Source organism: Bradyrhizobium sp. CB1015 (genome assembly GCF_025200925.1).
Classification (GTDB): Bacteria; Pseudomonadota; Alphaproteobacteria; order Rhizobiales; family Xanthobacteraceae; genus Bradyrhizobium.
Window position 1 is genome coordinate 5,698,769 of record NZ_CP104174.1, and the last position, 21,564, is coordinate 5,720,332.

A 21,564-nucleotide genomic window follows, 5' to 3' on the forward strand; every position below is an offset into this window, starting at 1 on the left:
TTTAGGCGGGCTCCTCAGGATGATGGCAGAGTGTGTGGCTGCAGTTTGAAGAGGCACTGACGCTGATGAGCCTCATCTTGAGGAGGCGCGTACGCGCCGTCTCGAAGGACGAGGCGTGCGCACCGGCCGCCGCTACAAGTCATACGCGATAGCCTTGTCTCCCGTAGGGAGAGGTCGGATCGCATCGTCAGATGCGATCCGGGAAAGGGGTTAGTCTCACCGGTGGATGGAACGCAATCCGGACGGGCCGCCTGAGGCCCGCAGCCGTCACCCTCCCGAGCAACGCCGGGAAAATTTCACGACGTTGCACTGCGGCAAGTCGGGAACGCTTCCCGCCGCCGGCGTTCTGCCCTTTAATGAGGCGCGACAAGCCCGTTCGCACCAGGTGCAAGCCGATGTGGAATCGCCCGAGATTCGATCTCAAGGTCCGTCTGACGCTGCGCGTGGCCGCAATATCGGCCGCCTGCTTCGCCGCGATCTCCACCTATTTCCTCGTCACCGCCGATAGCGCCGCGCATGCACGCATCGACGGGATCGCCGCCATCGTGGCGAAGACGCTGGAGCTGCAGCAAGGCAAGGTGCAGTGGGCGGCGAGCCCCCGCTCGGACTTTCCGAATCTCGACCCGGTGTCGGCCCATGTGATGACGCCCGGCCTCTGCCTCGGCTTCCGCAGCGCGAGCGGCGAGATGCTGCAGCGTTTCTGCAGCGGCGCGCCTGCCCCGGCCAGCCCGCCGCCGCAAGCCTTCGCCGCCTTCTATCGCAGCCTGTTCGACCCCGGCCGCGAGGCGGCGCGGCCCGTGATCGTACGCGGAACCAAGCTCGGCGAGACCGTGGTCTCGGTCGACCCGGCAGTGCAGACGGCGGACGCCTGGCACGAGGCCGGCCGGCTGATGATCGCGCTTGCGATCGCGCTGCCGCTGCTCTGCGCGCTGGTGTATGCCGCACTGGCCCGCGCCCTGCGCCCCACCCGCATGATCGGCAGCGGCCTCGAACGCATCGCCGCCGGCGACCTCACCGCGCGGCTGCCGCCGTTCGATCTCGCCGAGCTCTCCGCCATCCGCGACGTCTTCAACCATCTCGCCGAAAGCCTCGACACGGCACTCGCCGAGCGCAACGAGCTGACGCGTAAGCTGATCGCGCTCCAGGATGAGGAGCGCCGCCATCTCGCCCGCGAGCTGCATGACGAATTCGGCCAGTCGCTCGCCGCGATCCGCGCGCTGGCCGCATCCGCCCGCCAGACTGCAGCGCAGGACTGTCCCGACTTGTTGGGCGAATGCGACAGCATCGCTCGTACCGCGACCGGCATGATGGAGACGCTGCGTGGTGCGCTGTTCCGGCTGCGGCCGCCCGATGTCGACGAGCTCGGCCTGGTCGCCAGCCTCGAAGGCCTGGTGTCGGGTTGGAACGGCCGCAGCCGCGGCCAGCCCCGCTTCGAGATCCGGTTCGAAGGCGCTTTCGACAGCGTGCCCGCCTCCGTCAGTGCCAATCTCTATCGCATCGTGCAGGAGGCGCTCACCAACGCCGCCAAGCATGCCGGCGCAACGAAGGTCAGCCTGCATCTGACGATGGCCGACAGCGAAATCGCGCTCGCGATCGAGGACGATGGCCGGCCAAACGAAGCTGCCGCCAAGTCCGGTATGGGCCTGCTCGGCATGCGCGAGCGCGTCGCCGCGCTTCGTGGCCGGCTCAGCTTTGAGACCGGCCTTCACGGCTCGGCGCTGCGCGTATCCATTCCGCTCGCGGCTGCCGCGTCTGAGGCCCTGGAGCATGCGGCATGAGCGCAGTTGAAGCGACGATCCTGCTGGTCGACGACCATTCCGTCGTCCGCGAGGGCTATCGCTCGGTGTTGCAGAAACAGCCGGGCTTGCGCGTCGTCGCCGAGGCGGCCGACGGTGCGGAAGCTTATCGCCTGTACAAATCCGAAACGCCCGATCTCGTCATCATGGACCTCAGCATGCCCGGCATCGGCGGCATCGAGGCCGTCAGGCGGATCAGGCAATGGGACAAGGCGGCGCGAATCCTCGTTTTCACCATGCACGAGAACGCCGGCTTTGCCGTGCAGGCGATCCGCGCCGGTGCACGGGGTTACGTCACCAAGACCAGTCCGCCCGAAACCTTGGTGCGCGCGGTCAAGGACGTGCTCGCCGGAAAGATCGCGATCAGCCCCGACATCGACCACGAGCTTGCGCTGAGCCGGATCAGCGGCGAGAGCTCCGCGGCCGACGTGCTGACGCCGCGCGAGTTCGAGGTGCTGCGGCTGCTGCTCGCCGAGAACACGACGGAGCAGATCGCCGAGACGCTGCATGTCAGCCCGAAGACGGTGGCGAACCTGCATTCCCTGATCAAGGACAAGCTCGGCGTCGGCTCGGACATCGAGCTGGTCCGACTGGCGCTGCGCCAGGGGATCCTGACCGAGGTCGATCTCGGCGAGGCCTGAGCCGCGCCGCGTCGCCTCATTCGCGCGCGACCACCGAGTCCAGCCACGCGCAGTTGAGCGGCGGCACGCGCGGATCGGCGACGCGCACGCCGCGGGCAGCCGCGTCGAGCCGCATCTCGCGCAACCGCTTGCGCTGCTCTTCGGGCATATGCAGCCGTTCGTGGCCCCACAGTGAGGGCCCGTCAAAGGTCTCGTGCGGCTGCCAGGTCTCGGGATCGATGACGCGGCCGCCCCAGCCGTATTCGATGAAGAATCCGGACGGCGTATTCACGTAGAACGAGGTCATGTGGTCATTGGTGTGCCGGCCCAGCGTGTAGGCGATGCGTCCCTCGTCCATCTGCGCGAGGTCGTAGCCCTGCCCGACATCATCGAGGCAGCCGAGCTCGACCATGAAATGATGCATCGCCTTCCGCCCCGAGCCGACCATCGCAAAGGAGTGGTGGCGGCCATTGACGTGGAAGAAATAAAGCCCGTAAGGCTTCAGCCCGAAATCGGAGACGTGAAGGCCGAGCACGTCGCGATAGAACGGCAACAGCGCCTCGACATTCTCCACATTGAGCACGACATGTCCCATGCCGAGCGGCCCGGTGCGGAAGCCCGAGATCGGACGGCCCGGCTTGAACGGCTCGCTCGCAAGCTCCGGCTTGCAAAACGCTTCCAACCGGTTGCCGGCAGGATCGGCAAATGCGATCAGTTCGCCGACATGCCGCTCGTCAGCGAGTGCGCGCGAGCCCCGGACCACCTTGATGCCATGGCTTTCCAGCCGTCCTGCCAACTTGCCCAGTTCGGCCGTCGAAGCAACTTCCCATCCCATCACTGCAAGGCCGGCATCGCTGCCGCCGTCGACGATCAGCCGCTGCTTGCGGTCGTCCATGCGGAAGGCCCGCATCTTGCCGCCGCGATCGACCTGCTGCATGCCGAGCAGCCCGGTCGCCATCTGGCTCCACTGGTCGAGCTGGGACGAACCGATTCCGATATAGCCGAGCGCTGCGATTTCCATCGAATTCCTCCCGAAGGCATCGCAGTCGCCGTCCTGCGACGAGCTTGATACCGGCCGCGCGCGATCCTACGGTGGCGTTCCGCAATCGCCTCGCGTTCGCAGGTGACAATAAGCGCGCCGGGATGTGCCACAAGGGAGGAAATAGCAAGTGTCCAAGGAGCGGACGCGGAACGGCCAGCCGCGGCAGTCTGAGGGCGTCCGCGCCTTCAAGCGCGGGCTCGACGTGCTGCACGAGGTCAACCGCTCCGGCGGCATCCGCGCCGGCGACGTCGCCCGCGCGCTCGACCTGCCCCGCCCCACGGTCTACCGCCTCCTCGAAACCCTGGAGGAGCTCGGCTATATCGCCCGCAGCGCCAGCGACGACCGATTTCGGGTCACCCGGCGCGCCCTAAGCCTCGGCGACGGCTATGATCCCGGCGTGGTGATCTGCCAGGCGGCGGCGCCTTATCTCGCCGATCTCAGCAAGAAGCTGGTCTGGCCGGTCGATCTCTCCACGTATGAGAACGCGGCGATGGTGGTGCAGGAGACCACGCACTCTCGCAGCCCGCTCTCGATCGACCGCGGCATGATCGGCAAGCGCCTGCCGATGCTGCGTACGTCTGCGGGCCGCGCCTATCTCGCCGCCTGCCCTGCGCGCGAACGCGATCTCATCCTCAATCATCTCCGCCGCATCGATGAGGTCGACGATCGCCCGTTCCTCGACCAGGGCCGGCTCGACCGCATGATCGCCGAAACCGCCGCGCGAGGTTACGCAATCCGAAGCGAGGGCGAATACAATCCCAAGACGGCCTCGATAGCCGTCCCGATCGTGCGGGGTGGAGCCGTGTTCGGCTGCATCTCCATCATCTGGATCCGTTCGGCGCTGGGCATCGAGGAAGCCATCGCAACCTTTGTCGATCCGATGCGCAGCGCCGCGGCAGCCATCGACGTCGGAGCATGAACTCGGAACTCCGATGACAGGGATCGACAAGGCGCGGGCTATGCGCGTTTCACCCGAACCGGCAAGGAAGCCAGGCCACGCAGCACGTTGTTGAGCGCCAGCACGGGTTCCCCGATCTCGAAGCAGGCCACACGCTTCACCAGGGCTTCGAGCAGTGCCGTCATCTCCAGCCGGGCCAGATGAAGGCCTGCGCACATGTGCGTCCCGTTGCCGAAGCCCAGATGGTCGTTGGCGCGGCGTGTCACGTCGAAGCGTTCCGGATCCTGCCATTTTCGCTCGTCGCGATTGGCCGACGCGTACAGCAGCAGGAGCCGGCTCTCGCGCGGAATGGCCAGGTCTGCAATCGTCGCATCGGCCGCGAGATAGCGCGTGAATCCCCGGACGGGAGATTCCAGCCGCAACGCCTCGTTGATCGCGTTCGGGATCAGGGCCGGATCGTTGCGGACCAGATCCCATTGCGCGGGATGCCGGCCGAACAGCAAGACCAGGTTGGCCGTCGCGAAGATGGTCGTATCAAGGCTCGGGCCGAGATAGTCCCTCATCAGCACCGCGCAGCGCTCGGGCTCGACCTCGCCTCGGTCCGCAGCGGCGAAGACGCGGTCGCCCCAGCTGCCGGGCCGCAGACGAGTCCTGATCTCTTCGCCGCCGAGATAGGCGCGCATCTCCTGGACGTCCTTCAAAGCCGTGCAGGCCCGTGCATTCATGGTGCCGAGCACGTTGAAGGTCGCAGCAGCCCAGCGCAGCATGCTGCTGCGACCATGATCCTCCAGCCCCACGAGCTCGGAGACGATCGTCAGCGGCAGGTGCTGAGCCAGATCTGATACCGCATCGAACGCGCCGCGGGCGACCAGATCGTCGACAAGCCGGTGGGCTTCCGCCCTGATCTGCGGCGCAATCTCCTCCAGAGCCCGCGGCAGCAGAGGGGCCGCTATGATCGCGCGAAGGCGATCATGCAAGGGCGCATCGCTCGCCAGCGTGGTGCCTTGCGAGATGTTGTTGACGTGGTCGTTGGCGGCAACTCCCTGTGCCGACGAGAACACGGCCGGATTTCGCAGGGCGGCGCGGACGTCGTCGAAGCGGGCCATCGCATGGAGCCCGTTACGCGGCAGCCAGACCACAGCGCCCAGATCGCGAAGGGCTCTGTAGTGCGGGTATGGATCGAGCAGGACCTCGTCGCTGTAGAGATCGACATCATAGACAGGTTGTCCGGGATTGGCCGGCATCCTCTGTTCTCCCTCACCGAACCGAGGCCCACCTCAGGGCACCGCCACCCATTCACCCTTCTGGAGCTGACCAAGCGTCAGCGCGCTCTGGTCGAGGCCGGTATGGTCATTGGGACCGTAATTGTAGACGCCGCGGGAGCCGGCCAGGCCTCGGAGCCCTTCGATCGCGCTGCGGAGGCCCTCGCGAAATTCGGCGGTCCCAGGCGCTCCCACCTTGAGAGCAGCCGGTGCAGCGCGTTCGATCAGGAGCAGAGCATCGTAGGCGGATCCCGCAAAGATGTTGCGGCTTCCCGGACCGAACTTTGATTCGTAGCGCTGAATGAATTCCAGCGCAGCCTGCTTGGCGGGATGGCCATCCGGCAACGAGGCGGCGCCGACTGCCGGGCTCAGCGGCACGAAGATGCCGTCACCTTGCGCGCCAGTCAGCTTCCGGAAATCTCCGAAAGTGGCGCCGAGCGTGCCGTACACCTTGCCTGCAAATCCCTTCTCGCGAAGCTGAAGAAGCGGCAGCGCCGCGGGCGCACCGGAGGCCGCAATGAGGACGGCATCGGGATCGGCGGCGACGATCTTGAGGATCTGCCCGACGACAGTGTTATCGGTCCGTGCATATTTCTCGTCGGCGACGAGCGCGATCCCCGCCGCCGCGCACATCTCCGCACCGACCTTGCTCCAGGCGTCACCATAGGAATCGCCGAAACCGATCAGGGCGAGTTTCTTGACGCCGCTCTTCTTCATGTGTGCGAACAACGGCGCGGCTTCGTGATCGTCGTTGGTGGTCGTCTTGAATATCCAGCGCCTCCGCGCATCGACCGGCGCCACCAGGGCGTTGACCGGGGCAAGCGTGATGACCGGAAGCCGGTATTCGACCGCAGGATCGATAACCGCGAAAGATCCGGGCGTCGTGGTCGGGCCGACGAGAATGTCGATGCTGCTGCCCTGAAACAGCTTCCGCATCGCTGCGACCGCCGCAGTGCTGTCCGAGGCTTCGTCGAGAAACAGATAGTTAACCTTGTGGCCTGCTATTTCGGTCGCGCCAAAGCTGGTCCCGTTGCGCTCCGCACTTCCAATCGCCGCGGCCGGACCGGTCGTGGACAGCAGAATTCCCACGTTGATGTCCGCGGCCGAAGCGGGCGCCACGAACAGTTGGATCGCAAGGCAGGCCACTCCCGCGCATTTCAGCATCGTCGTTCCTCCGCGGCTGCCTCAATCGACAACCTGCACTTTTTTTCCTGATCCTAACTAACCAAGGCAGGCCGGCTCGAAGTAGCGCGATTGCGGAAATGTCCGACTGGCGGACAACACGGGTTTTGGAGGAGACCGTCCGCTGGGCGGACACTTGGCACGCCGGCGTTGAAGGACCGGCCTTGCCTGGGGAAAAGATGCCCCATGCAAGATAAATCCACCCCTGAAGAGTATGACGTCGTGATCGTCGGCCGCGGGCCGGTGGGCGCCACGCTTGCCAACCTGCTCGGCCTGTGCGGCGTGCGGACGCTGGTGCTGGAGCGCGAGGCACGGACCTATCATTTGCCGCGGGCTGTGCATTTCGACGATGAATGCATGCGCGTGTTCCAGACCATCGGGCTTGCCGAGGCGATCCTGCCCCATGTCCTTCTCAGTCCCGGCATGCTCTTTCTCGATGCAGCCGGCCGCATGCTGCTGGATTGGTCCCGTCCGCAGACGCTGACGCCGATGGGCTGGCATCTCAGCTACCGCTTCCACCAGCCGGATCTGGAGGACGTGTTGATCGGCGGCCTCGCCCGCTGGCCACACCTCACCTTGCGCAACCGCTGCGAGGTGTTCGCGCTCGATCAGGACGAGCACGGCGTGCGCGTCCGCTACGAAGACCTCTCCAACGGAAGGCTCAGCGAGGTCCGCGCCCGCTACGTGATCGGCTGCGACGGCGCCCGCTCCCTGGTGCGCCGCTTCATCGGCTCGGGGATGGACGACCTCGGCTTCCACGAGCGCTGGCTGGTGATCGACGTTCTGCTCAAGCGCGCGCGCGACGACCTCGGCGACTACAGCCTCCAGCATTGCGATCCCAGGCGGCCCGCAACTTACGTGCGCGGCACCGGCACGCGGCGGCGCTGGGAGATCACGGTTCTCCCGGACGAGGATTCGCAGGAGGCCGCACAACCGGCGAAGGTCTGGGAGCTGCTATCGCGCTGGATCACGCCCGACGATGCCGAGATCGAGCGCGCTGCGGTCTACACTTTCCATTCGGTCATCGCGCAGCAATGGCGGAACGGACGATTGCTGCTCGCGGGCGATTCCGCGCACCAGACCCCGCCCTTTCTCGGCCAGGGCATGTGCGCCGGCATTCGCGATGCCGCGAACCTCGCCTGGAAGCTGGCGAGCGTGATCCGCGACGGCGCCGCGCCCGATCTGCTCGACACCTATCAGAGCGAACGCCTGCCGCATGTGCGCGAGTTCATCGAGCTCGCCATTCGCCTCGGCGGTGTCATCAACACCAAGGCGATCGAGGCCGGCCTTGCTGCCGGCGAAGCGCGCGAGAACGCGCCGGTCAAGCTGGAAGTGAAGAAGCCCCTGCTCGGCCCCGGACTAGGGTTCGGCGACCTGCCGCTCGCCGGACACCTGGCGCCGCAATTCATGCTGAGCGACGGACGCCGCAGCGACGACCGGACCGGCTATCACCATCTGCTGCTCACCGAGACGGCGGCGACACTCTCATCGCGGCCCGCGCTTTTACAGGCAGGGATCAAGATCCTGACTAGCGACGATGCCAACGGCCTTGAGCCTTGGCTGCGCGAGCAAGGCATCATCGCCGCACTGGTTCGTCCCGACCGTTACATCCGCGGCACCGCCCGCAACGAGGCCGAGCTCGACCGTCTCATCGCCGTCATCGCGCCTCCAACCCAAATTCCTTCAGCCCACGTGCCCTCCGCGGCCTGACCGAACCTCTCAAGGACATTTCATGAAGCTGCTCTCATTCATTGTGGACGGACGCCTCTCCTTCGGCGCCGTCAAGGACAACGGTGTCGTCGATCTCGGCGCGCGGATGGCGGGGTGCACCACGCTGCGGCAGCTGCTCGAAGCCGGTCGCCTCGCCGAGGCGGCAAGGCTGGCCGCCTCCGCGGCGCCCGATCATACGCTCGACAAGGTCAGCTTCGCACCCGTGATCCCCGATCCCGGCAAGATCATCTGCGTCGGCCTCAACTATCGCGATCACGTGGCCGAAACCGGCCGCACTGTCACCGAAAAGCCAGCGCTGTTTGCGCGCTTTGCCTGTAGCCAGGTCGGCCATCTCCAGCCCCTCGTAAAGCCGAGGGCGAGCGACGACTTCGACTATGAGGGCGAGCTCGCGCTCGTCATCGGCAAGGCGGGCCGTCACATCCCCCCTGGCCGCGCGCTCGACTACGTCGCCGGCTATTCCTGCTACAACGAAGGCAGCATCCGCGACTGGCAGCGCCACACCAGTCAATTCCTCGCGGGCAAGACCTTTGCCGAAAGCGGCAGTTTCGGCCCGTGGCTGGTGACGACGGACGAGATTCCGGATCCGTCAAAGCTCACCTTGCAGACCCGGCTGAACGGCAATGTCGTGCAGGACACCACGACGGATCTCCTGATCACCGCCATCCCCGAGCTGATCGCCTACATCTCCACGATCTGCCCGCTCGTGCCCGGCGACGTCATTGTCACGGGCACGCCGGGCGGTGTCGGCGCCAAGCGCACGCCGCCGCTGTGGATGCGCCCCGGCGACACCGTCGAAGTCGAGATTTCCGGCATCGGCACCTTGCGCAACACGGTGATCGCCGAACCGGCCTGACCGCCAAGACCGATCAATCAACGATAAACTTGAGGAAACCTCAATGGGCACGACCCGCACCAGCTCCGCGGTCGCTCTCCTGATCACGATCGCGCTCGCGGGCTCCGCCGCGCGGGCCGAGATCAAGGGCGACGCCATCCGCATCGGCGTCCTCACCGACATGAACGGCGTGTTCGCGACCGCCATGGGCCCGGGCTCGGTCGAAGCGGCGCGGATGGCCGCCGATGAGTTCGGCGGCAAGATCAACGGCAAACCAATCGAGATCTTGCAGGCCGATCACCAGAACAAGCCGGATCTCGCCGCGTCCCTGGCGCGAAAATGGTTCAGCGACGGGGTCCAGGCCATCGCCGATGGCGGCAGCTCCGGCGCCGCGCTCGCGGTGCAGGAGCTGGTGCGCGGCAACGGCAGGATATTCCTCATCTCCGGCGCCGGCGCGAACCAGCTGACCGATGAAGCGTGCGCCCCCACCAGCGTGCAATGGACCCAGGATGCCTATTCCACGGCGACCGCCGTGGTCTCCGGCATCATGCAGACCAGCAAGGAGCCCTGGTTCTTCATCACCGGCGACTACGCCTTCGGCCATTCGATCGAGGCGACCGCGCGCGAGCGCATCGCCGCGCTCGGCGGCAAGGTCGCCGGCAGCGTCAAGGCGCAGCTCGGCACGCCCGATTACAGCTCATTCCTGCTTCAGGCGCAGTCGTCGGGCGCCAAGATCCTGGCCATCAACGTTGCCGGCGACAACGCGACCGCGATCAAGCAGGCCGAGGAATTCGGCCTCGCCAGCCAAGGCATGAAGATTGTGCCGATGTCGTTCCAGAACGTCGACATCGAGGCGGTTGGGCTCAAGGCGACGCGCGGTGATCTCATCGTCACCTCCTTCTTGGAGGACGTCTCGCCGGCAGCCCGGAAATTCTCCGATGCGTTTTATGCTCGCCGCAAGGCAATGCCCTCGCAGATCCAGGCCGGCGTCTATTCCGCCGTGCGCCACTATCTGCAAGCCGTGAAGGACACCGATTCCGACGAGGGCGCCGTCGCGATGGCCAAAATGAAGGCGACGCCGGTGTCGGACGCCTACACCACCAACGGTCGCATCCGCGAGGACCAACGCATGGTGCACGATCTCTATCTGGTGCAGGTCAAGACACCGCAGGAATCCAGGGGCCCGTGGGACTTCGTCAAGCTGGTCGCGACCATCCCGCCCGACCAGGCCTTCCGCCCGCTCGATCGCAGCAAATGCAGCCTGGTCGGTAAGTAACGCGCTTAGAAAGCACCTCAAACTGATCGTCAGGCGAGATAGCGCGCCAGATAGCCTTCCATCGCATAGAGCGCGCAGAGCGCGAGGCTCGACCACACCGCCGCGCTGAAATACAGCAACATCCAGGTCAGCTCGCCCTTCCAATGCGCGATGTCGTGGGTCACCACCCAGCGCGTCGCGACGTCGTGCAGGCCTTCGAGCAGGCCCAAGAACCTGCCGCCCTCGGCGTGCCCTGCCCGCCAGCGGCTGAGATACATCGGCACGTCGACGGTGACGAGGAAGGCGAGGAAGCAGGCGATGCCGACGATGCCCGACATCAGCGCCCAGCGCACCACGCCCTGGAATTCCGGCATCAGGCGGCACAGCGCGATGCCGGCGAGCAAGAAGGTCACCGCCCACAGCGAATTCTCGATCGCGTTGTAGAGATAATTGGTGGTGACCACCGCGTACCAGGAGAAGCACTCGGCGATGACGATCACCGGGACAATCACCCACGCGATGTTCACCGCCGTCTCGGCGCCGGTCATGGTGCCCAGCTGATGCAGGATGATCGCCCATTGCGCGGCGAAGCAGACCTCGGCCACGGTCGCGACCGAGCGCCCGACGAAGACGCTGGAGAGCCAGGTGTCGAACAGGCAGATGCGCTGCACGTCGGCGCGCGGCAGCACCGAACGGAAGGCGCAGCCGAACACATAGCCGGCGCACAGCAGGAACATCAGCCCGATGTCCGAGCCGCCGCCGACGCTGCCCGCCACCGTCGGGTAGAACTCACGGTACAGCATGAACCAGACGAGGATGTTGGCGCTGCTCACAAGCGTGAGGGATCCCCACCACCACGCGAGGGGATTTGACCGCGCCTGCCACTGCAACATGAACCGCTCCGCAAAATTTATCGATCTGACATGTCGTCGTAATAATCCTGTCACAGAACGGCATGCAATCACGACAAAAATCTGTGTGCCCTGTCGTTTCAGCGCTGCCCACAACGGGCAAAAGCGTGGGACAGGGATCGCAGCGTCCGCTCTCCTCCGCCGCAGCCGTGCTGGCGGAGAGCGCCGACGACCCCGCTTTCGCCACGACGTTGGCAAAGGGGCTCGTCGTGCTCGAGGCGTTCAAGGCCGGGAGCACGCTGCTGGGCAACATGGAGTTGTCGACGCTGACGGGTATCCCGCGCCCGACGGTGGCGAGGCTGACCCATACGCTGGCCGAGCTTGGCTATCTCCGCTACGACGCCGAGCGATCGAAGTACCGCGTCGGTGCACGGGCGCTGCGCATGGCGCATCCTCTGCTCGCCGGAATGCAATTCCGCCAAGTGGCACGGCCGATGATGCAGGAGATGGCGCACAGCGTCCGCGGCACGGTCTCGATCGGCCTGCTCGACGCGACATCGATGATCTATGTCGAGACCGCGCGCTCCGGCGATGTCGGCCCGCACGTGCCCGATATCGGCATGCCCATTCCCGTCGTGATGACCGCGGCCGCGCCGCGGCGGCGGCCTTGCCGCCCGCCGATGCAGACCGGCTGGAACGCAATCTCGCCGCCGAAGATGCCGGCCTGTGGTCGACGGTCCGTGACAAATACCGCGCCGGGATCGCGCAATGCAAAAGCCGCGGCTTCTGCACCTGCTGGGGCGAGTACATGGCCTCGATCCATGCCGTCGCCGCGCCGCTGTTTCATGTCAGCGAATCGAAGCAATCGTTCTCGATCAATTGCGGCATCCCCGCCTTCCGGCTCCAGCCCGGGCAGCTTGAGGGCGAAATCGGTCCGCGCATTGCGGCGCTCGCCGACAGCGTGCGGGCCATGGTCGGAGCGGCGGTGCCGACGGCCGAGACGCGCAAGCAAAACAAGAAGAGCGCAGGACATGACCGATCGCGCCGGCGCCCCATCTCCGGGAGGCCGTCATGACCATCACACGCTGGCCGAGGAGTTCAGCCGCGCGGCAAGGAGCGCGGCGCGCGAGCCGCTTGGCCGGCGCTCAACGCCCTTCGGCGTAGCGGCCGCCGCCGCGGATGAGATCGTCGCGTTCCTCGGCATGCCGCTGGTATGCGGAGATCGCGCGGTTGGCCATGCGGATCCGGTTCGTGTGTCCCTCCTCGACCATCACGGTGATACACTGCGCCAGGAACACGCAGGCGTCGAATTCGTCGCGGATGGCGCCCGTCCGCACCAGAAAGTCCCAGGCGATCTCGTAGGCCTGCTCCGCCGCGGGATTGCGGTAGTCGCTGAAGATGATGTGCGTCATCACTGCCAAAGCCTGATCGCAGCGATAGTTCCTACCGCTCCCGCCTGAGGGAACCGGCAGTGCCGCGCGTGAATGCGGCCCCGGCGAATTGTCCGCCCGAGCCGTATCGCATGTTCAAGCCGCTGAAGGATGAATCCAGAGCGCGCTCAGCTGGCTACCCGTCGTTCGGGATGATGCGATACATCAATGCTCCAAACGATCACCTTGCATCACCGCTTCATCCCCGCCACATAGGCCGCCAGCTTGTCGAGCGTCTGGTAGCCGTATTCGACGGCGCCGAAGCCGATCATGCCATCGCGCTGCTCGGTGCTCGAGGCCAGCTGCCGCATCATCAGCACGGTCTTGCCGTTGCTCTGCTCGGCAAAGGTGACGGTGAAGCGGAACATGCCGGGATCGTCGTCCTGGTCGAGGCCACGATCCATCTCCATCAGCGACGGCCGCTCGATGCGGCGGAAGCGCATCCGGTTCGGATAGACGGTGCCGTCGGGCCCGATCATGTTGAAGCGCCAGACGCCGCCGACACGGACGTCGATCTCGAAGGTCTCGACCTTGAATCCCTTCGGGCCGAACCATTGCGGCAGATGCTTCGGGTCGGACCAGGCCTCGAACACCAGATCGCGCGGCGCGTCGATCACGCGCGACATCACGATCTCGCGGTCGAGCGACCATTGCGACAAAGCGGGATTGGCAGAACTCGTCATGATCAGGAACCTTTCCGTTTGGTTGTTCGGGACGGCCGCTTGGCGGCCGCCCTTTCTTTTTCTTTCTTGAGCTTCATCACATAGGCCTCGAACCGGTCGAGCCGCGCTTCCCAGACCGCGCGCTGCTGCTGGAACCAATCCTCCGCGCCGACAAGCGCGTCCGCGCTGAGACGACAGGTGCGGACGCGCCCGGACTTCTCGGACTGAACGAGCCCGCTCGTCTCCAGCACATGGATGTGCTTCATGAAGCTCGGCAGCGCCATGTCGAAGGGACCGGCGAGCTCGCCGACCGACGCCTCGCCCGCGCAGAGCCGCATTACGATCGCCCGCCGCGTCGGATCGGCAAGCGCGGCGAAGATCTGGTCGAGACCGGATAATTGGTTAGCCATAAAGCTAACTATAGGGCGACATGGTCCCAATGTCAATTATTGTTAGCCAACTGGCTAAGTCATATTTTGTGGCGCCGTAGCCCGGATGGAGCGCAGCGCAATCCGGGGCCGCTTCATCCGCGGCACGAATCCCGATTACGCTGCGCTCCATCCGGGCTACAGGCCCACCACGCGGAACCCGCAACGCGCGATTGTGAATTGGGATACGGGGCACTTGCCGTTAAAGAGCAGGCCGGGGCGCATCATCGCAAGTCGGGACGCGTGCCGCCTATTGTCACCTCACCATATCTCACCCGACGGGCTCTCGCCCGAGCCGCGCTGGTTCCGGTTGCGATGGCGCTTTGCCCGCGCCGTGCCTCCGCGGATTCCGACATGATCGCGCAGATGCGCGACATCGTCGCCGGCGCGCTGGCGCCGACCGCAACGCCGGACCATGCGGGCGGCCTCGCCGCCGCGCTCTATGCCGGCCGCCATGTCGAGTTCTTCAGCTACGGGTTCGCCGATGATGCCGCCAGGCGGCCGGTGACGCCCGACACGCTGTTCAACCTCGCCTCCTTGCGAAAGCCGTTCGAGGCCACACTCGTGACGCTCGGCGTGCTGCGCGGCGAGCTGCGGCTCGACGATCATCTGCCGAAATACCTGCCCGAGCTGAACGGCAACTACATCCGCAACGTCACTGTTGCCCAGTTGGCGACACACACGTCGGGGCTGCTGCTCCCGACCGATCATCCGCCCTGGCCGAACGAAGAGTATACGCGTGAGCAGTTCATCGCGATGCTGAACACCTTCACGCCGGCCCCCGGCATCGCACCCGGCCGGCAACGCGTCTACACCCATGCTGGCTATGTGCTGCTTCAGCTCGTGCTCGAGCGCCGCTACGGCATGCCGATCGCAACCCTGTTCGAACAGCGCATCCTCTCTCCGCTCGGCATGACCGCAACTTGCGTTCCCGAAAGCGGTGAGGACAATCGCGCCGTCATGGACGAGGCCTGGATGCAGCGCGTGGTTCAGGGATACTCGGATCAGGGCACGGCAATCGGCCCGGTCGCCAACCAGCAGAGCTATTTCGACTTCGCCAGCACCGGGCAGATGTTCTCCTCTGCGCGCGACCTCGCAACGTTCGTAGCGGCCTGCGTCGACGGCCGCACGATCGATCCGCATTTGCGCGAAGCCCTGCGGATGACGCAGCGCGAGGCCTTCCGCGTCGACGAAAAATTCGGACAGGGCATGGCCTGGGAGACCGTGCGCCTCCCGGGCGTCACCATCGTCGACAAGCCCGGCGGGCTCAACAACGCCTCCGGCTATATCGGCCTGGTGCCGGCGCGGCGGATCGGTATCGTCCTGCTGGCCAATCGCGGCGAATATCCGCACGAGATCGCCCGCTACAAGATCCTGCCGGAACTGGCGCGGCTCATAGCCCCACATTGAGAGGGCCGCTCAGACGGAGCGCGTCAGCCCGCCGTCGACGCGGATGTTCTGGCCGGTGATGTAGGCCGCGCCGTCGGAGGCCAGGAACGAGATCGTCGCCGCGATCTCCTCGACCTTGCCGTAGCGCTGCATCGGCACGCTGTCGCGTCGCGCGTCCTGCTGCGGCAGGCTGTCGATCCAGCCCGGCAGCACGTTGTTCATGCGGACATTGTCGGCCGCGTAAGTGTCGCTGAAGATCTTGGTGAAGGCGGCGAGCCCTGCGCGGAACACCGCCGAGGTCGGGAACATCGCGCTCGGCTCGAACGCCCAGGCGGTCGAGATGTTGATGATGGCGCCGCCCTTCTGCGCCTGCATCAGCGGCGTCACCAGCCGGGTCGGACGGATCACGTTGAGGAGATAAGTGTCGAGGCCGGTGTGCCACTGCTCGTCGGTGATCTCGGTGATCGGCGCGCGCGGCCCGTGCCCGGCGCTGTTGACGAGCACGTCGATCCGTCCCCACTTCGCCATCGCAGCCTCGACGAGGCGCTTCAGGTCGTCGTTCGACTGGTTCGAGCCGGTGACGCCGATTCCGCCGAGCTCGGCCGCCAGCGCCTCGCCCTTGCCCGAGGACGACAGGATCGCGATGCGAAACCCGTCCGCCGCCAGCCGCCGCGCAGCCCCCGCCCCCATGCCGCTGCCGCCGGCGGTAACGAGCGCAACCTTCTCTGCTGCCATGACCGATGATCCCTTCAGTTGAGGCGAGCCGCTGGCTAGGCCTATCATGAGGCCTTCTACAGCCGGACCTGTCGGCAGGTCCATGGCCGAAGGCCTCCATCATGAGCGGCTTGAAATGAGTGATTTGCAGATCCGCAATTTGCACCCCGACGAAATCGCCCTCGCCATCGACTGGGCCGCGGCGGAGGGCTGGAATCCGGGGCTGGCGGATGCCGCCTGCTTCGCGATCCCCGATCGCGAAGGCTTCTTCGTCGGCGAGATCGACGGCGAGCCGGTCGCGACCGTCTCCTGCGTCAATTACGACGACCGCTTCGCCTTTCTGGGCTTCTACATCGTGCGCGAGCGCTTACGCGGCGCCGGCCATGGCCTGCGCATCTGGAACGCAGCGATCGCGCATGCGGGCGGGCGCGTGATCGGCCTCGACGGCGTGGTGGCGCAGCAGGAGAACTACAAGAAGTCCGGATTCCAGCTCGCCTACGCCAACATCCGCTATGGCGGCACCGTCGCGGCATCCGTGAAGCCGTCCGCTGACGTCGGCGCGCTCGACAAGATCCCGTTTGCGCTCGTTGACGCCGATGATGCCACTGTCTTCCCCGCCGCGCGCAGCGCCTTCCTGCGCGCCTGGATCAACACAGGAGGTCACGTCGGCCACGCCTTGCTGCGCGACGGCAGGCTCGCTGCATGGGGCGTGATCCGTCCCTGCCGGACAGGCTACAAGATCGGCCCGCTCGTCGCCGACGACCGCGCGGCCGCGGATGACGTGGTGCAGGCCCTGCTCGGAAGCGTAGGTGCCGGCGAGGTCTTCCTCGACGTCCCCGCCGTCAATCCCGCCGCAATCGCGCTCGCCGAGGAGCTCGGCCTCGAGCCGGTGTTCGAGACGGCGCGGATGTACACCGGGCCGATCCCGCCGCTGCGGCTCGACCGCGTCTTCGGCGTGACCAGCTTCGAGCTGGGCTAGCTCAGTAGCAGCGCATGATGTTGACGGTGTGCTCGCTGCCGCCGCGGCCGGGCACCGTCACCTGCTCCGTCGGGCAGCTCGGCACATAGGGCCGATCGGACGGCACGACGTTCGGCGGATAGCGATGCGTCCAGTCCCAGGGCACATCATAGGTGTAGGTGTAGCGAACATCGGCGGAGAGCGACTGGTTCATATCGGCGAAGGGCTGGCTGTAGCCGGCGCCGTCGTAGAGGTAGCCGCCGCCGCCCGGCCAGTAGACCCACGGCGCGCTGCGGCGGTGGAACCGGGCGCCCGGCCCAATGGGCGGACGTGCCGCAGCCGGCGGGGCAGCTGCTGCTGCAACGCCTGGCGCTGCGGCGCCAGCGGGTCTGGAAAAACTGTCACTGGAGCTGAGCAGCAGCGCAGCTGCGCTGAGCGAGGCGACCAACGCCCCATGTGATCTGGCAATCATGATACGCACCACACTCGTTTGGCTTTGCGAAAGCGGCTCCCCGCCGGAGGCTAGTCCGGGCTGTCGCCCACCCGCAAACGTATAATTAATTATTGGTTAAGGCACGCAATTAGCCGGGAACCGGGTGCGGCGGAACGCCCGGAATTCCCGTCTGTTTCAGCGACTTCGTTCCGCGCGCGCCCCCATATCCAGCAATCCACGGGCGCAGACCGCGCCGGATTGATTGGTTGCGGCCACTACCCCTTGCGCTGCCCGACGAGGCTGGGCAAGAACGTCGTTTTTTGAGAGTTGATGTAGGATTCGTCTTATGGCGAATCGCACATTCAAGACCGGCGAGAGCCGGGAGCAACCCAGTCTTCTGCCTGCGCGGATTGAGGACTATGTCGGGCCGGACAATCCGGTGCGGGCAATCGAGAGCTTCGTTTGCGCGCTCGACCTTGCAAAGCTTGGTTTCGGCCACGCGGATCGTGGCGCGGACTCGGGCAGCCGCCGTATGATCCTGCCGATCTGCTGAAGCTCTATCTTTACGGCTACATCAACCAGGTCAGGTCGTCGCGACGGCTAGAGCGGGAATCTGGCCGCAATCTGGAGCTGATCTGGCTGCTGAAGGGACTGAAGCCGGGTTATCGGACGATTGCCAACTTCCGCAAGGAGAACTGGAAGGCGCTGAAGGCCGCGAACCGCAGCTTCGTGCTGCTGGCTCGGGAGCTTGGGCTTGTGGGCGGCACGATCGTAGCGATTGATGGTTCCCTGTTCCACGGCGACGCCAGCAAGGCTTCCATCTTTACGCGCAAGCGGCTTGGCGAGCAGATCGCGAGGCTGGACCAGGAGATCGAGGCTTACCGCAAGTCTGTTGAAGACAATGATGCGGCAGAGGCCAAGAAGCCGGGGAAGGATCGCGCGGACGGTGATGGTCGAGGAGATGGCGGTGATATCGCTGCGAAGGTCGCGGCGCTGATGGCGAAGCGTTCACGTGCCGAGGCCGATCTGGCTCGGCTGGAAGAGAGTGGCGAGACGCAAATGTCGCTGACGGATCCGGACGCCCGGCTTCTGGTCAAGAATGGTCAGGGCATTGCAGGCTACAATGTGCAGACCGCGGTTGATGACAAGCACAAGCTCATTGTCGCGAGTGAGGTAGTCAACGACAGCAGTGATGTTCGACAGCTCTCTGCGATGGCCAAGGCGGCCAAAAAGGCTCTTGGAGCCGAGACACTGCAGGCGCTGGCCGATGAGGGCTATTACAGCAGTGTCGAACTGAAGGCCTGCGAGGACGAGGGTATCATTGCCTATGTACCGCTGCCCGAAGGTAGCGCGCGGCTCGAGAAGCAAGGCCGCTTTGCGCTCAAGGACTTCAACTATGATGGTGCAACCGACACCTACCGTTGTCCTGCGGGCCAGCCGCTGCATCCGTTCAAGAGCAGGCAAAAGAACACCAGCGGCCGCATTGAGATCCGTTACGCGGCCCGTGTAGCAATCTGCAGGAGCTGCCCGCTCAAGGTCCGCTGTCTCTCGCCGACCACCACCTACCGGACCATTGGTCGCTGGGAGCATGAAGATGTTCTCGAACGCCACCGCGCACGGATGCAGGGTGCGGGCGAGCTGATGCGTCGTCGTTCGGGGATTGTCGAGCATCCGTTTGGCACGCTCAAATGCCGTGCCGGCTATCGTCATTTCCTGGTCCGCGGCTTCGACAAGGTCCGCGGCGAATGGAGCCTGATGGCGCTCTGCTACAATTTCACCCGTGCGCTCAACATCCTTGGATTTGACGGGTTTCTGGCTGCCCTCGCAAAGAGGCTTGCTGTTTGCCAATGTATCTTCGCAGCCCTCCTCCAGCACATCCTGGTTGCTCCAGAGCCTCTCTGGACCAATATCCGACCGCCGCTCCAAATCGGCCGCTTCGTTCCGGCATGAGCCCGCCAACGACCAATTCTTGCCCAGCCTCGACGGGCAAAACACGCGAGCGCTGGGTCAACACGATCGGCCGAAAATATTCCGCTTTACCGAAATTCGGAAACGGCGTATGTGTCGCGTACTCCGGCCCAAGGAAGAGGGGCGTATCGCGATCGTCACGAACGCGGGCCGGGCGGCGGTGGACGCGGGCCACATCGGCGCGAAAAGCTTCGCAGGGCGGAGAGCCGTGAGCGAAGACCTCGTGCCAACGCCGGGTGCGGTTCGCGTACGGCAAAATCGTGTCGTCCTGGCGCCCGGGGTCTGTGCGCCAAGTCTTGCGGTGATGTGGCGGCCCGACCGGGCCCGCAGCGTCAGTCATCCGCAAGGCGACGGGGGCAATAGTGCATCGCTCCCCGGGGAGCAACTGTGCTGAAGTAGACCGCCGATCGGCCGGCCTCAAGGCTGGCGCGAAGACGCGCCCCCGCCTTCGGCGGCTGACGGCCTTGACCCCGTCCGCTCGCCGGTCTGTCGGCTTGGCATGCGCTCGGTCCGGGACCGGGCGCATGGAGGCGCGCTCGATCAGTTCACCGCAACGCGTAGCGGGGGGATCCCATTTCTCGCCGCGTGCAATCATCGTGTTGAGAATGACGATCAGCTTGCGCATGCAGGCAATCACTGCAACCTTCTTCAGCTTTCCCTTGGCGATCAGCCGTTCATAGTAGGCCTTGAGCACCGGGTTGCTCTGGGTGGCTGCGCCGATACAGGGCATGTAGAGGGCGTTGCGGACCCAGCGCCGACCGCCCTTGATGTGGCGCTCACCACGCCGTTTGCCGCTGTCGTCGTCATAAGGAGCGGCTCCCAACAACGCGGCAGCGACCTCCTCGCGCACCGTCCCGAGCTCTGGGAGGCCCGCAAGGAGGACCGCAGAGGCCACATCGCCGAGACCCGGCACGCTCTCGATGATCTCGGCGCGTTTGGCAAATGCCGGTGTGGCCTTGATCGTGGCGGTGATGGCGTCCTCGATCTTGGCCGTCTCGATGTCGAGGCCCTTCAAGACGCGAGCGTGGGCTTTCTGAACCGCTCCCGGCACCGCATGTTCGTTCTGGCTTTGCAGGCGGGTCCTCAGATCAATCAGGGCTTTGCGCGCTTTGACCAGTGCCGCCAGCTCGTCGCGTGCGGCATCGTGGATCTGGTCCAATACTTCGTCGAACGTCTCGGCGAACCAGGCGATCATCTCCGCGTCGATCGTATCGTTCTTGGCGAGCCGTCCGGCCGATCGGGCGAAGCTGCGCACGCGCTTGGGATCGACAATCCGCACCTCGATGCCAGCCTGACGCAGCACCCTGGCCCAGTCCCGCTCATAGCCGCCGGATGCCTCCATTACCGCCTTGGCTACTTTGTGCTTGCGCAGCCAGGCCACCAGTTTGCGGTGCCCCTCTGCGGTGCTCGGGAACGTTTGCCGTTGCGACAACGGGCGGATGCATGCATCCACCTTGCCCTTGGCCACATCGATACCGACGACAATGCGATCGTTTTGTGCCATCATCCACTCCCTTCCTTGCTCGTCCGGGCTCGAAGCCCATGCAACTGTTCGGGTTGAGGAAGACCCACCGGATCTGTCCCTAGCTCCCCGTCAGGCTCCCAGGCCTTTGAGCACGAACGGGCTCAGATCCAGCGACGGGCGGTTGGTGAGAACCGCCCGTTCGCACATTCTGGCAGATTTTGCGGACACAAGAGCACGACATAAGCCGTCAACCCACTGCGCAGGGAAGGCCGGATGTTTGGCTTCACCTGTATGCCGCTGTGCAGCTTTTTCAAGCACACGCTTCGCACAGTGGACCGTGGGTGCCCGGCCGGCACCCGGTCTTCCCTGCGCCCTTTTCACAGAGGGTGACTCCACAAGACAAACCTCGGGCGAAACAAGTCGCGAGGATGCGAAGGTGTGTCTGCGGGGTGGTAGGATGGGTAGAGCTCTTGCGAAACCCATCATGTTTCAACGCGGAGAAAGCGTTGATGGGTTTCGCTTCGCTCTACCCATCCTACAAACGACGTGCTGCAGCGCGTCCGGGACACGAGAGAGGGGCGCTCCCCTTCCCCAGCCCTCCCGCATCGTCCAGGGCCCTTGTAACAAAACCGTCATGCAGCGAAACTA

The 21,564-nt window shown here is 65.3% G+C and carries 19 protein-coding genes and 2 pseudogenes; 11 read left to right on the forward strand and 10 right to left on the reverse strand.

All coding sequences use genetic code 11. From position 1 onward, the window contains the following. Window positions 1-395: 395 nt before the first annotated feature. Both N2604_RS26525 and N2604_RS26530 read left to right on the forward strand, forming a co-directional pair. A complete protein-coding gene (locus N2604_RS26525; RefSeq protein WP_260371085.1) occupies window positions 396-1,778 on the forward strand; it encodes a sensor histidine kinase in 1,383 nt (460 codons plus the stop codon). Then, window positions 1,775-2,437 (forward strand): response regulator transcription factor, encoded by a 663-nt coding sequence (locus N2604_RS26530; RefSeq protein ID WP_260371086.1) that lies wholly within the window; start codon window positions 1,775-1,777, stop codon window positions 2,435-2,437. The genes N2604_RS26525 and N2604_RS26530 overlap by 4 nt, the downstream gene beginning before the upstream one ends. A gap of 16 nt (window positions 2,438-2,453) precedes the next feature. On the opposite strand, the gene N2604_RS26535 is transcribed toward N2604_RS26530, so the two are convergent. Further along, entirely contained in the window at window positions 2,454-3,437 is a 984-nt protein-coding gene (locus N2604_RS26535; protein ID WP_260371087.1) for a VOC family protein, read from the reverse strand. Between the two features lie 148 nt (window positions 3,438-3,585). Here N2604_RS26535 and N2604_RS26540 point away from each other — a divergent pair, with 148 nt between their 5' ends. Beyond that, complete coding sequence (locus N2604_RS26540) at window positions 3,586-4,377, forward strand: DNA-binding transcriptional regulator (protein ID WP_260371088.1); 792 nt, start codon at window positions 3,586-3,588, stop codon at window positions 4,375-4,377. Between the two features lie 38 nt (window positions 4,378-4,415). Here N2604_RS26540 and N2604_RS26545 read toward each other — a convergent pair whose 3' ends face one another. After that, complete coding sequence (locus tag N2604_RS26545) at window positions 4,416-5,600, reverse strand: cytochrome P450 (RefSeq protein WP_260371089.1); 1,185 nt, start codon at window positions 5,598-5,600, stop codon at window positions 4,416-4,418. A gap of 33 nt (window positions 5,601-5,633) precedes the next feature. Next, window positions 5,634-6,782, reverse strand: coding sequence for an ABC transporter substrate-binding protein (locus tag N2604_RS26550; RefSeq protein ID WP_260371090.1), 1,149 nt, complete (start codon window positions 6,780-6,782; stop codon window positions 5,634-5,636). A 204-nt stretch (window positions 6,783-6,986) separates the two neighbouring features. Between N2604_RS26550 and N2604_RS26555 the strand changes: the two genes are divergently transcribed. The 3 genes from N2604_RS26555 to N2604_RS26565 are packed head-to-tail and all read left to right on the forward strand — an operon-like array spanning window position 6,987 to window position 10,639. After that, a complete protein-coding gene (locus tag N2604_RS26555; RefSeq protein ID WP_260371091.1) occupies window positions 6,987-8,510 on the forward strand; it encodes a bifunctional 3-(3-hydroxy-phenyl)propionate/3-hydroxycinnamic acid hydroxylase in 1,524 nt (507 codons plus the stop codon). A gap of 22 nt (window positions 8,511-8,532) precedes the next feature. After that, window positions 8,533-9,384, forward strand: coding sequence for a fumarylacetoacetate hydrolase family protein (locus N2604_RS26560; protein ID WP_260371092.1), 852 nt, complete (start codon window positions 8,533-8,535; stop codon window positions 9,382-9,384). 43 nt (window positions 9,385-9,427) lie between these two features. Beyond that, on the forward strand, window positions 9,428-10,639 hold the full coding sequence (locus N2604_RS26565; protein ID WP_260371093.1) for an ABC transporter substrate-binding protein: 1,212 nt from the start codon (window positions 9,428-9,430) through the stop codon (window positions 10,637-10,639). Between the two features lie 29 nt (window positions 10,640-10,668). On the opposite strand, the gene N2604_RS26570 is transcribed toward N2604_RS26565, so the two are convergent. Then, window positions 10,669-11,511, reverse strand: coding sequence for a hypothetical protein (locus tag N2604_RS26570; RefSeq protein WP_260371094.1), 843 nt, complete (start codon window positions 11,509-11,511; stop codon window positions 10,669-10,671). A 125-nt stretch (window positions 11,512-11,636) separates the two neighbouring features. On the opposite strand from N2604_RS26570, the pseudogene N2604_RS26575 reads away from it, so the two are divergent. Next, a pseudogene (locus N2604_RS26575) lies at window positions 11,637-12,544 on the forward strand (IclR family transcriptional regulator). A 70-nt stretch (window positions 12,545-12,614) separates the two neighbouring features. Here N2604_RS26575 and N2604_RS26580 read toward each other — a convergent pair. The 3 genes from N2604_RS26580 to N2604_RS26590 form a co-directional block, all read right to left on the reverse strand. Then, the gene (locus N2604_RS26580) at window positions 12,615-12,881 is read right to left on the reverse strand and encodes a hypothetical protein (RefSeq protein WP_260371095.1); all 267 of its coding nucleotides are present in this window, start codon (window positions 12,879-12,881) and stop codon (window positions 12,615-12,617) included. 209 nt (window positions 12,882-13,090) lie between these two features. Then, entirely contained in the window at window positions 13,091-13,582 is a 492-nt protein-coding gene (locus N2604_RS26585) for an SRPBCC family protein (RefSeq protein WP_260371096.1), read from the reverse strand. Between the two features lie 2 nt (window positions 13,583-13,584). Continuing rightward, complete coding sequence (locus N2604_RS26590; RefSeq protein WP_260371097.1) at window positions 13,585-13,971, reverse strand: helix-turn-helix transcriptional regulator; 387 nt, start codon at window positions 13,969-13,971, stop codon at window positions 13,585-13,587. Between the two features lie 372 nt (window positions 13,972-14,343). Between N2604_RS26590 and N2604_RS26595 the strand changes: the two genes are divergently transcribed. Next, window positions 14,344-15,399, forward strand: a complete 1,056-nt coding sequence (locus N2604_RS26595) for a serine hydrolase (protein WP_260371098.1) — start codon at window positions 14,344-14,346, stop codon at window positions 15,397-15,399. A gap of 9 nt (window positions 15,400-15,408) precedes the next feature. On the opposite strand, the gene N2604_RS26600 is transcribed toward N2604_RS26595, so the two are convergent. Further along, entirely contained in the window at window positions 15,409-16,113 is a 705-nt protein-coding gene (locus tag N2604_RS26600) for an SDR family oxidoreductase (RefSeq protein ID WP_260371099.1), read from the reverse strand. 115 nt (window positions 16,114-16,228) lie between these two features. Between N2604_RS26600 and N2604_RS26605 the strand changes: the two genes are divergently transcribed. Continuing rightward, window positions 16,229-17,071, forward strand: coding sequence for a GNAT family N-acetyltransferase (locus N2604_RS26605; RefSeq protein WP_260371100.1), 843 nt, complete (start codon window positions 16,229-16,231; stop codon window positions 17,069-17,071). A 1-nt stretch (window position 17,072) separates the two neighbouring features. Here the strand turns inward: N2604_RS26605 and N2604_RS26610 are convergent, their stop codons facing one another. Next, window positions 17,073-17,522, reverse strand: coding sequence for a hypothetical protein (locus N2604_RS26610; RefSeq protein ID WP_260371101.1), 450 nt, complete (start codon window positions 17,520-17,522; stop codon window positions 17,073-17,075). Window positions 17,523-17,829: 307 nt separating this feature from the next. Between N2604_RS26610 and N2604_RS26615 the strand changes: the two genes are divergently transcribed. Both N2604_RS26615 and N2604_RS26620 read left to right on the forward strand, forming a co-directional pair. After that, window positions 17,830-18,036, forward strand: a complete 207-nt coding sequence (locus N2604_RS26615; RefSeq protein WP_260376431.1) for a hypothetical protein — start codon at window positions 17,830-17,832, stop codon at window positions 18,034-18,036. Continuing rightward, window positions 17,946-19,211 (forward strand): annotated as a pseudogene (locus tag N2604_RS26620) (IS1182 family transposase); the annotation flags it as partial. The gene N2604_RS26615 and the pseudogene N2604_RS26620, both read left to right, overlap by 91 nt. Window positions 19,212-19,269: 58 nt before the next feature. Here N2604_RS26620 and N2604_RS26625 read toward each other — a convergent pair. Continuing rightward, complete coding sequence (locus N2604_RS26625) at window positions 19,270-20,958, reverse strand: IS110 family transposase (RefSeq protein ID WP_260371102.1); 1,689 nt, start codon at window positions 20,956-20,958, stop codon at window positions 19,270-19,272. Between the last annotated feature and the right edge of the window lie 606 nt (window positions 20,959-21,564).

Bases quoted from the DNA above. Each gene is read 5' to 3' on its own strand.
- N2604_RS26525 (WP_260371085.1), top strand. From the start codon at position 396: ATGTGGAATCGCCCGAGATTCGATCTCAAGGTCCGTCTGACGCTGCGC.
- N2604_RS26530 (WP_260371086.1), top strand. From the start codon at position 1,775: ATGAGCGCAGTTGAAGCGACGATCCTGCTGGTCGACGACCATTCCGTC.
- N2604_RS26535 (WP_260371087.1), bottom strand. From the start codon at position 3,437: ATGGAAATCGCAGCGCTCGGCTATATCGGAATCGGTTCGTCCCAGCTC.
- N2604_RS26545 (WP_260371089.1), bottom strand. From the start codon at position 5,600: ATGCCGGCCAATCCCGGACAACCTGTCTATGATGTCGATCTCTACAGC.
- N2604_RS26550 (WP_260371090.1), bottom strand. From the start codon at position 6,782: ATGCTGAAATGCGCGGGAGTGGCCTGCCTTGCGATCCAACTGTTCGTG.
- N2604_RS26555 (WP_260371091.1), top strand. From the start codon at position 6,987: ATGCAAGATAAATCCACCCCTGAAGAGTATGACGTCGTGATCGTCGGC.
- N2604_RS26560 (WP_260371092.1), top strand. From the start codon at position 8,533: ATGAAGCTGCTCTCATTCATTGTGGACGGACGCCTCTCCTTCGGCGCC.
- N2604_RS26565 (WP_260371093.1), top strand. From the start codon at position 9,428: ATGGGCACGACCCGCACCAGCTCCGCGGTCGCTCTCCTGATCACGATC.
- N2604_RS26570 (WP_260371094.1), bottom strand. From the start codon at position 11,511: ATGTTGCAGTGGCAGGCGCGGTCAAATCCCCTCGCGTGGTGGTGGGGA.
- N2604_RS26580 (WP_260371095.1), bottom strand. From the start codon at position 12,881: ATGACGCACATCATCTTCAGCGACTACCGCAATCCCGCGGCGGAGCAG.
- N2604_RS26585 (WP_260371096.1), bottom strand. From the start codon at position 13,582: ATGACGAGTTCTGCCAATCCCGCTTTGTCGCAATGGTCGCTCGACCGC.
- N2604_RS26590 (WP_260371097.1), bottom strand. From the start codon at position 13,971: ATGGCTAACCAATTATCCGGTCTCGACCAGATCTTCGCCGCGCTTGCC.
- N2604_RS26595 (WP_260371098.1), top strand. From the start codon at position 14,344: ATGATCGCGCAGATGCGCGACATCGTCGCCGGCGCGCTGGCGCCGACC.
- N2604_RS26600 (WP_260371099.1), bottom strand. From the start codon at position 16,113: ATGGCAGCAGAGAAGGTTGCGCTCGTTACCGCCGGCGGCAGCGGCATG.
- N2604_RS26605 (WP_260371100.1), top strand. From the start codon at position 16,229: ATGAGTGATTTGCAGATCCGCAATTTGCACCCCGACGAAATCGCCCTC.
- N2604_RS26610 (WP_260371101.1), bottom strand. From the start codon at position 17,522: ATGATTGCCAGATCACATGGGGCGTTGGTCGCCTCGCTCAGCGCAGCT.
- N2604_RS26615 (WP_260376431.1), top strand. From the start codon at position 17,830: ATGGCGAATCGCACATTCAAGACCGGCGAGAGCCGGGAGCAACCCAGT.
- N2604_RS26625 (WP_260371102.1), bottom strand. From the start codon at position 20,958: ATGATGGCACAAAACGATCGCATTGTCGTCGGTATCGATGTGGCCAAG.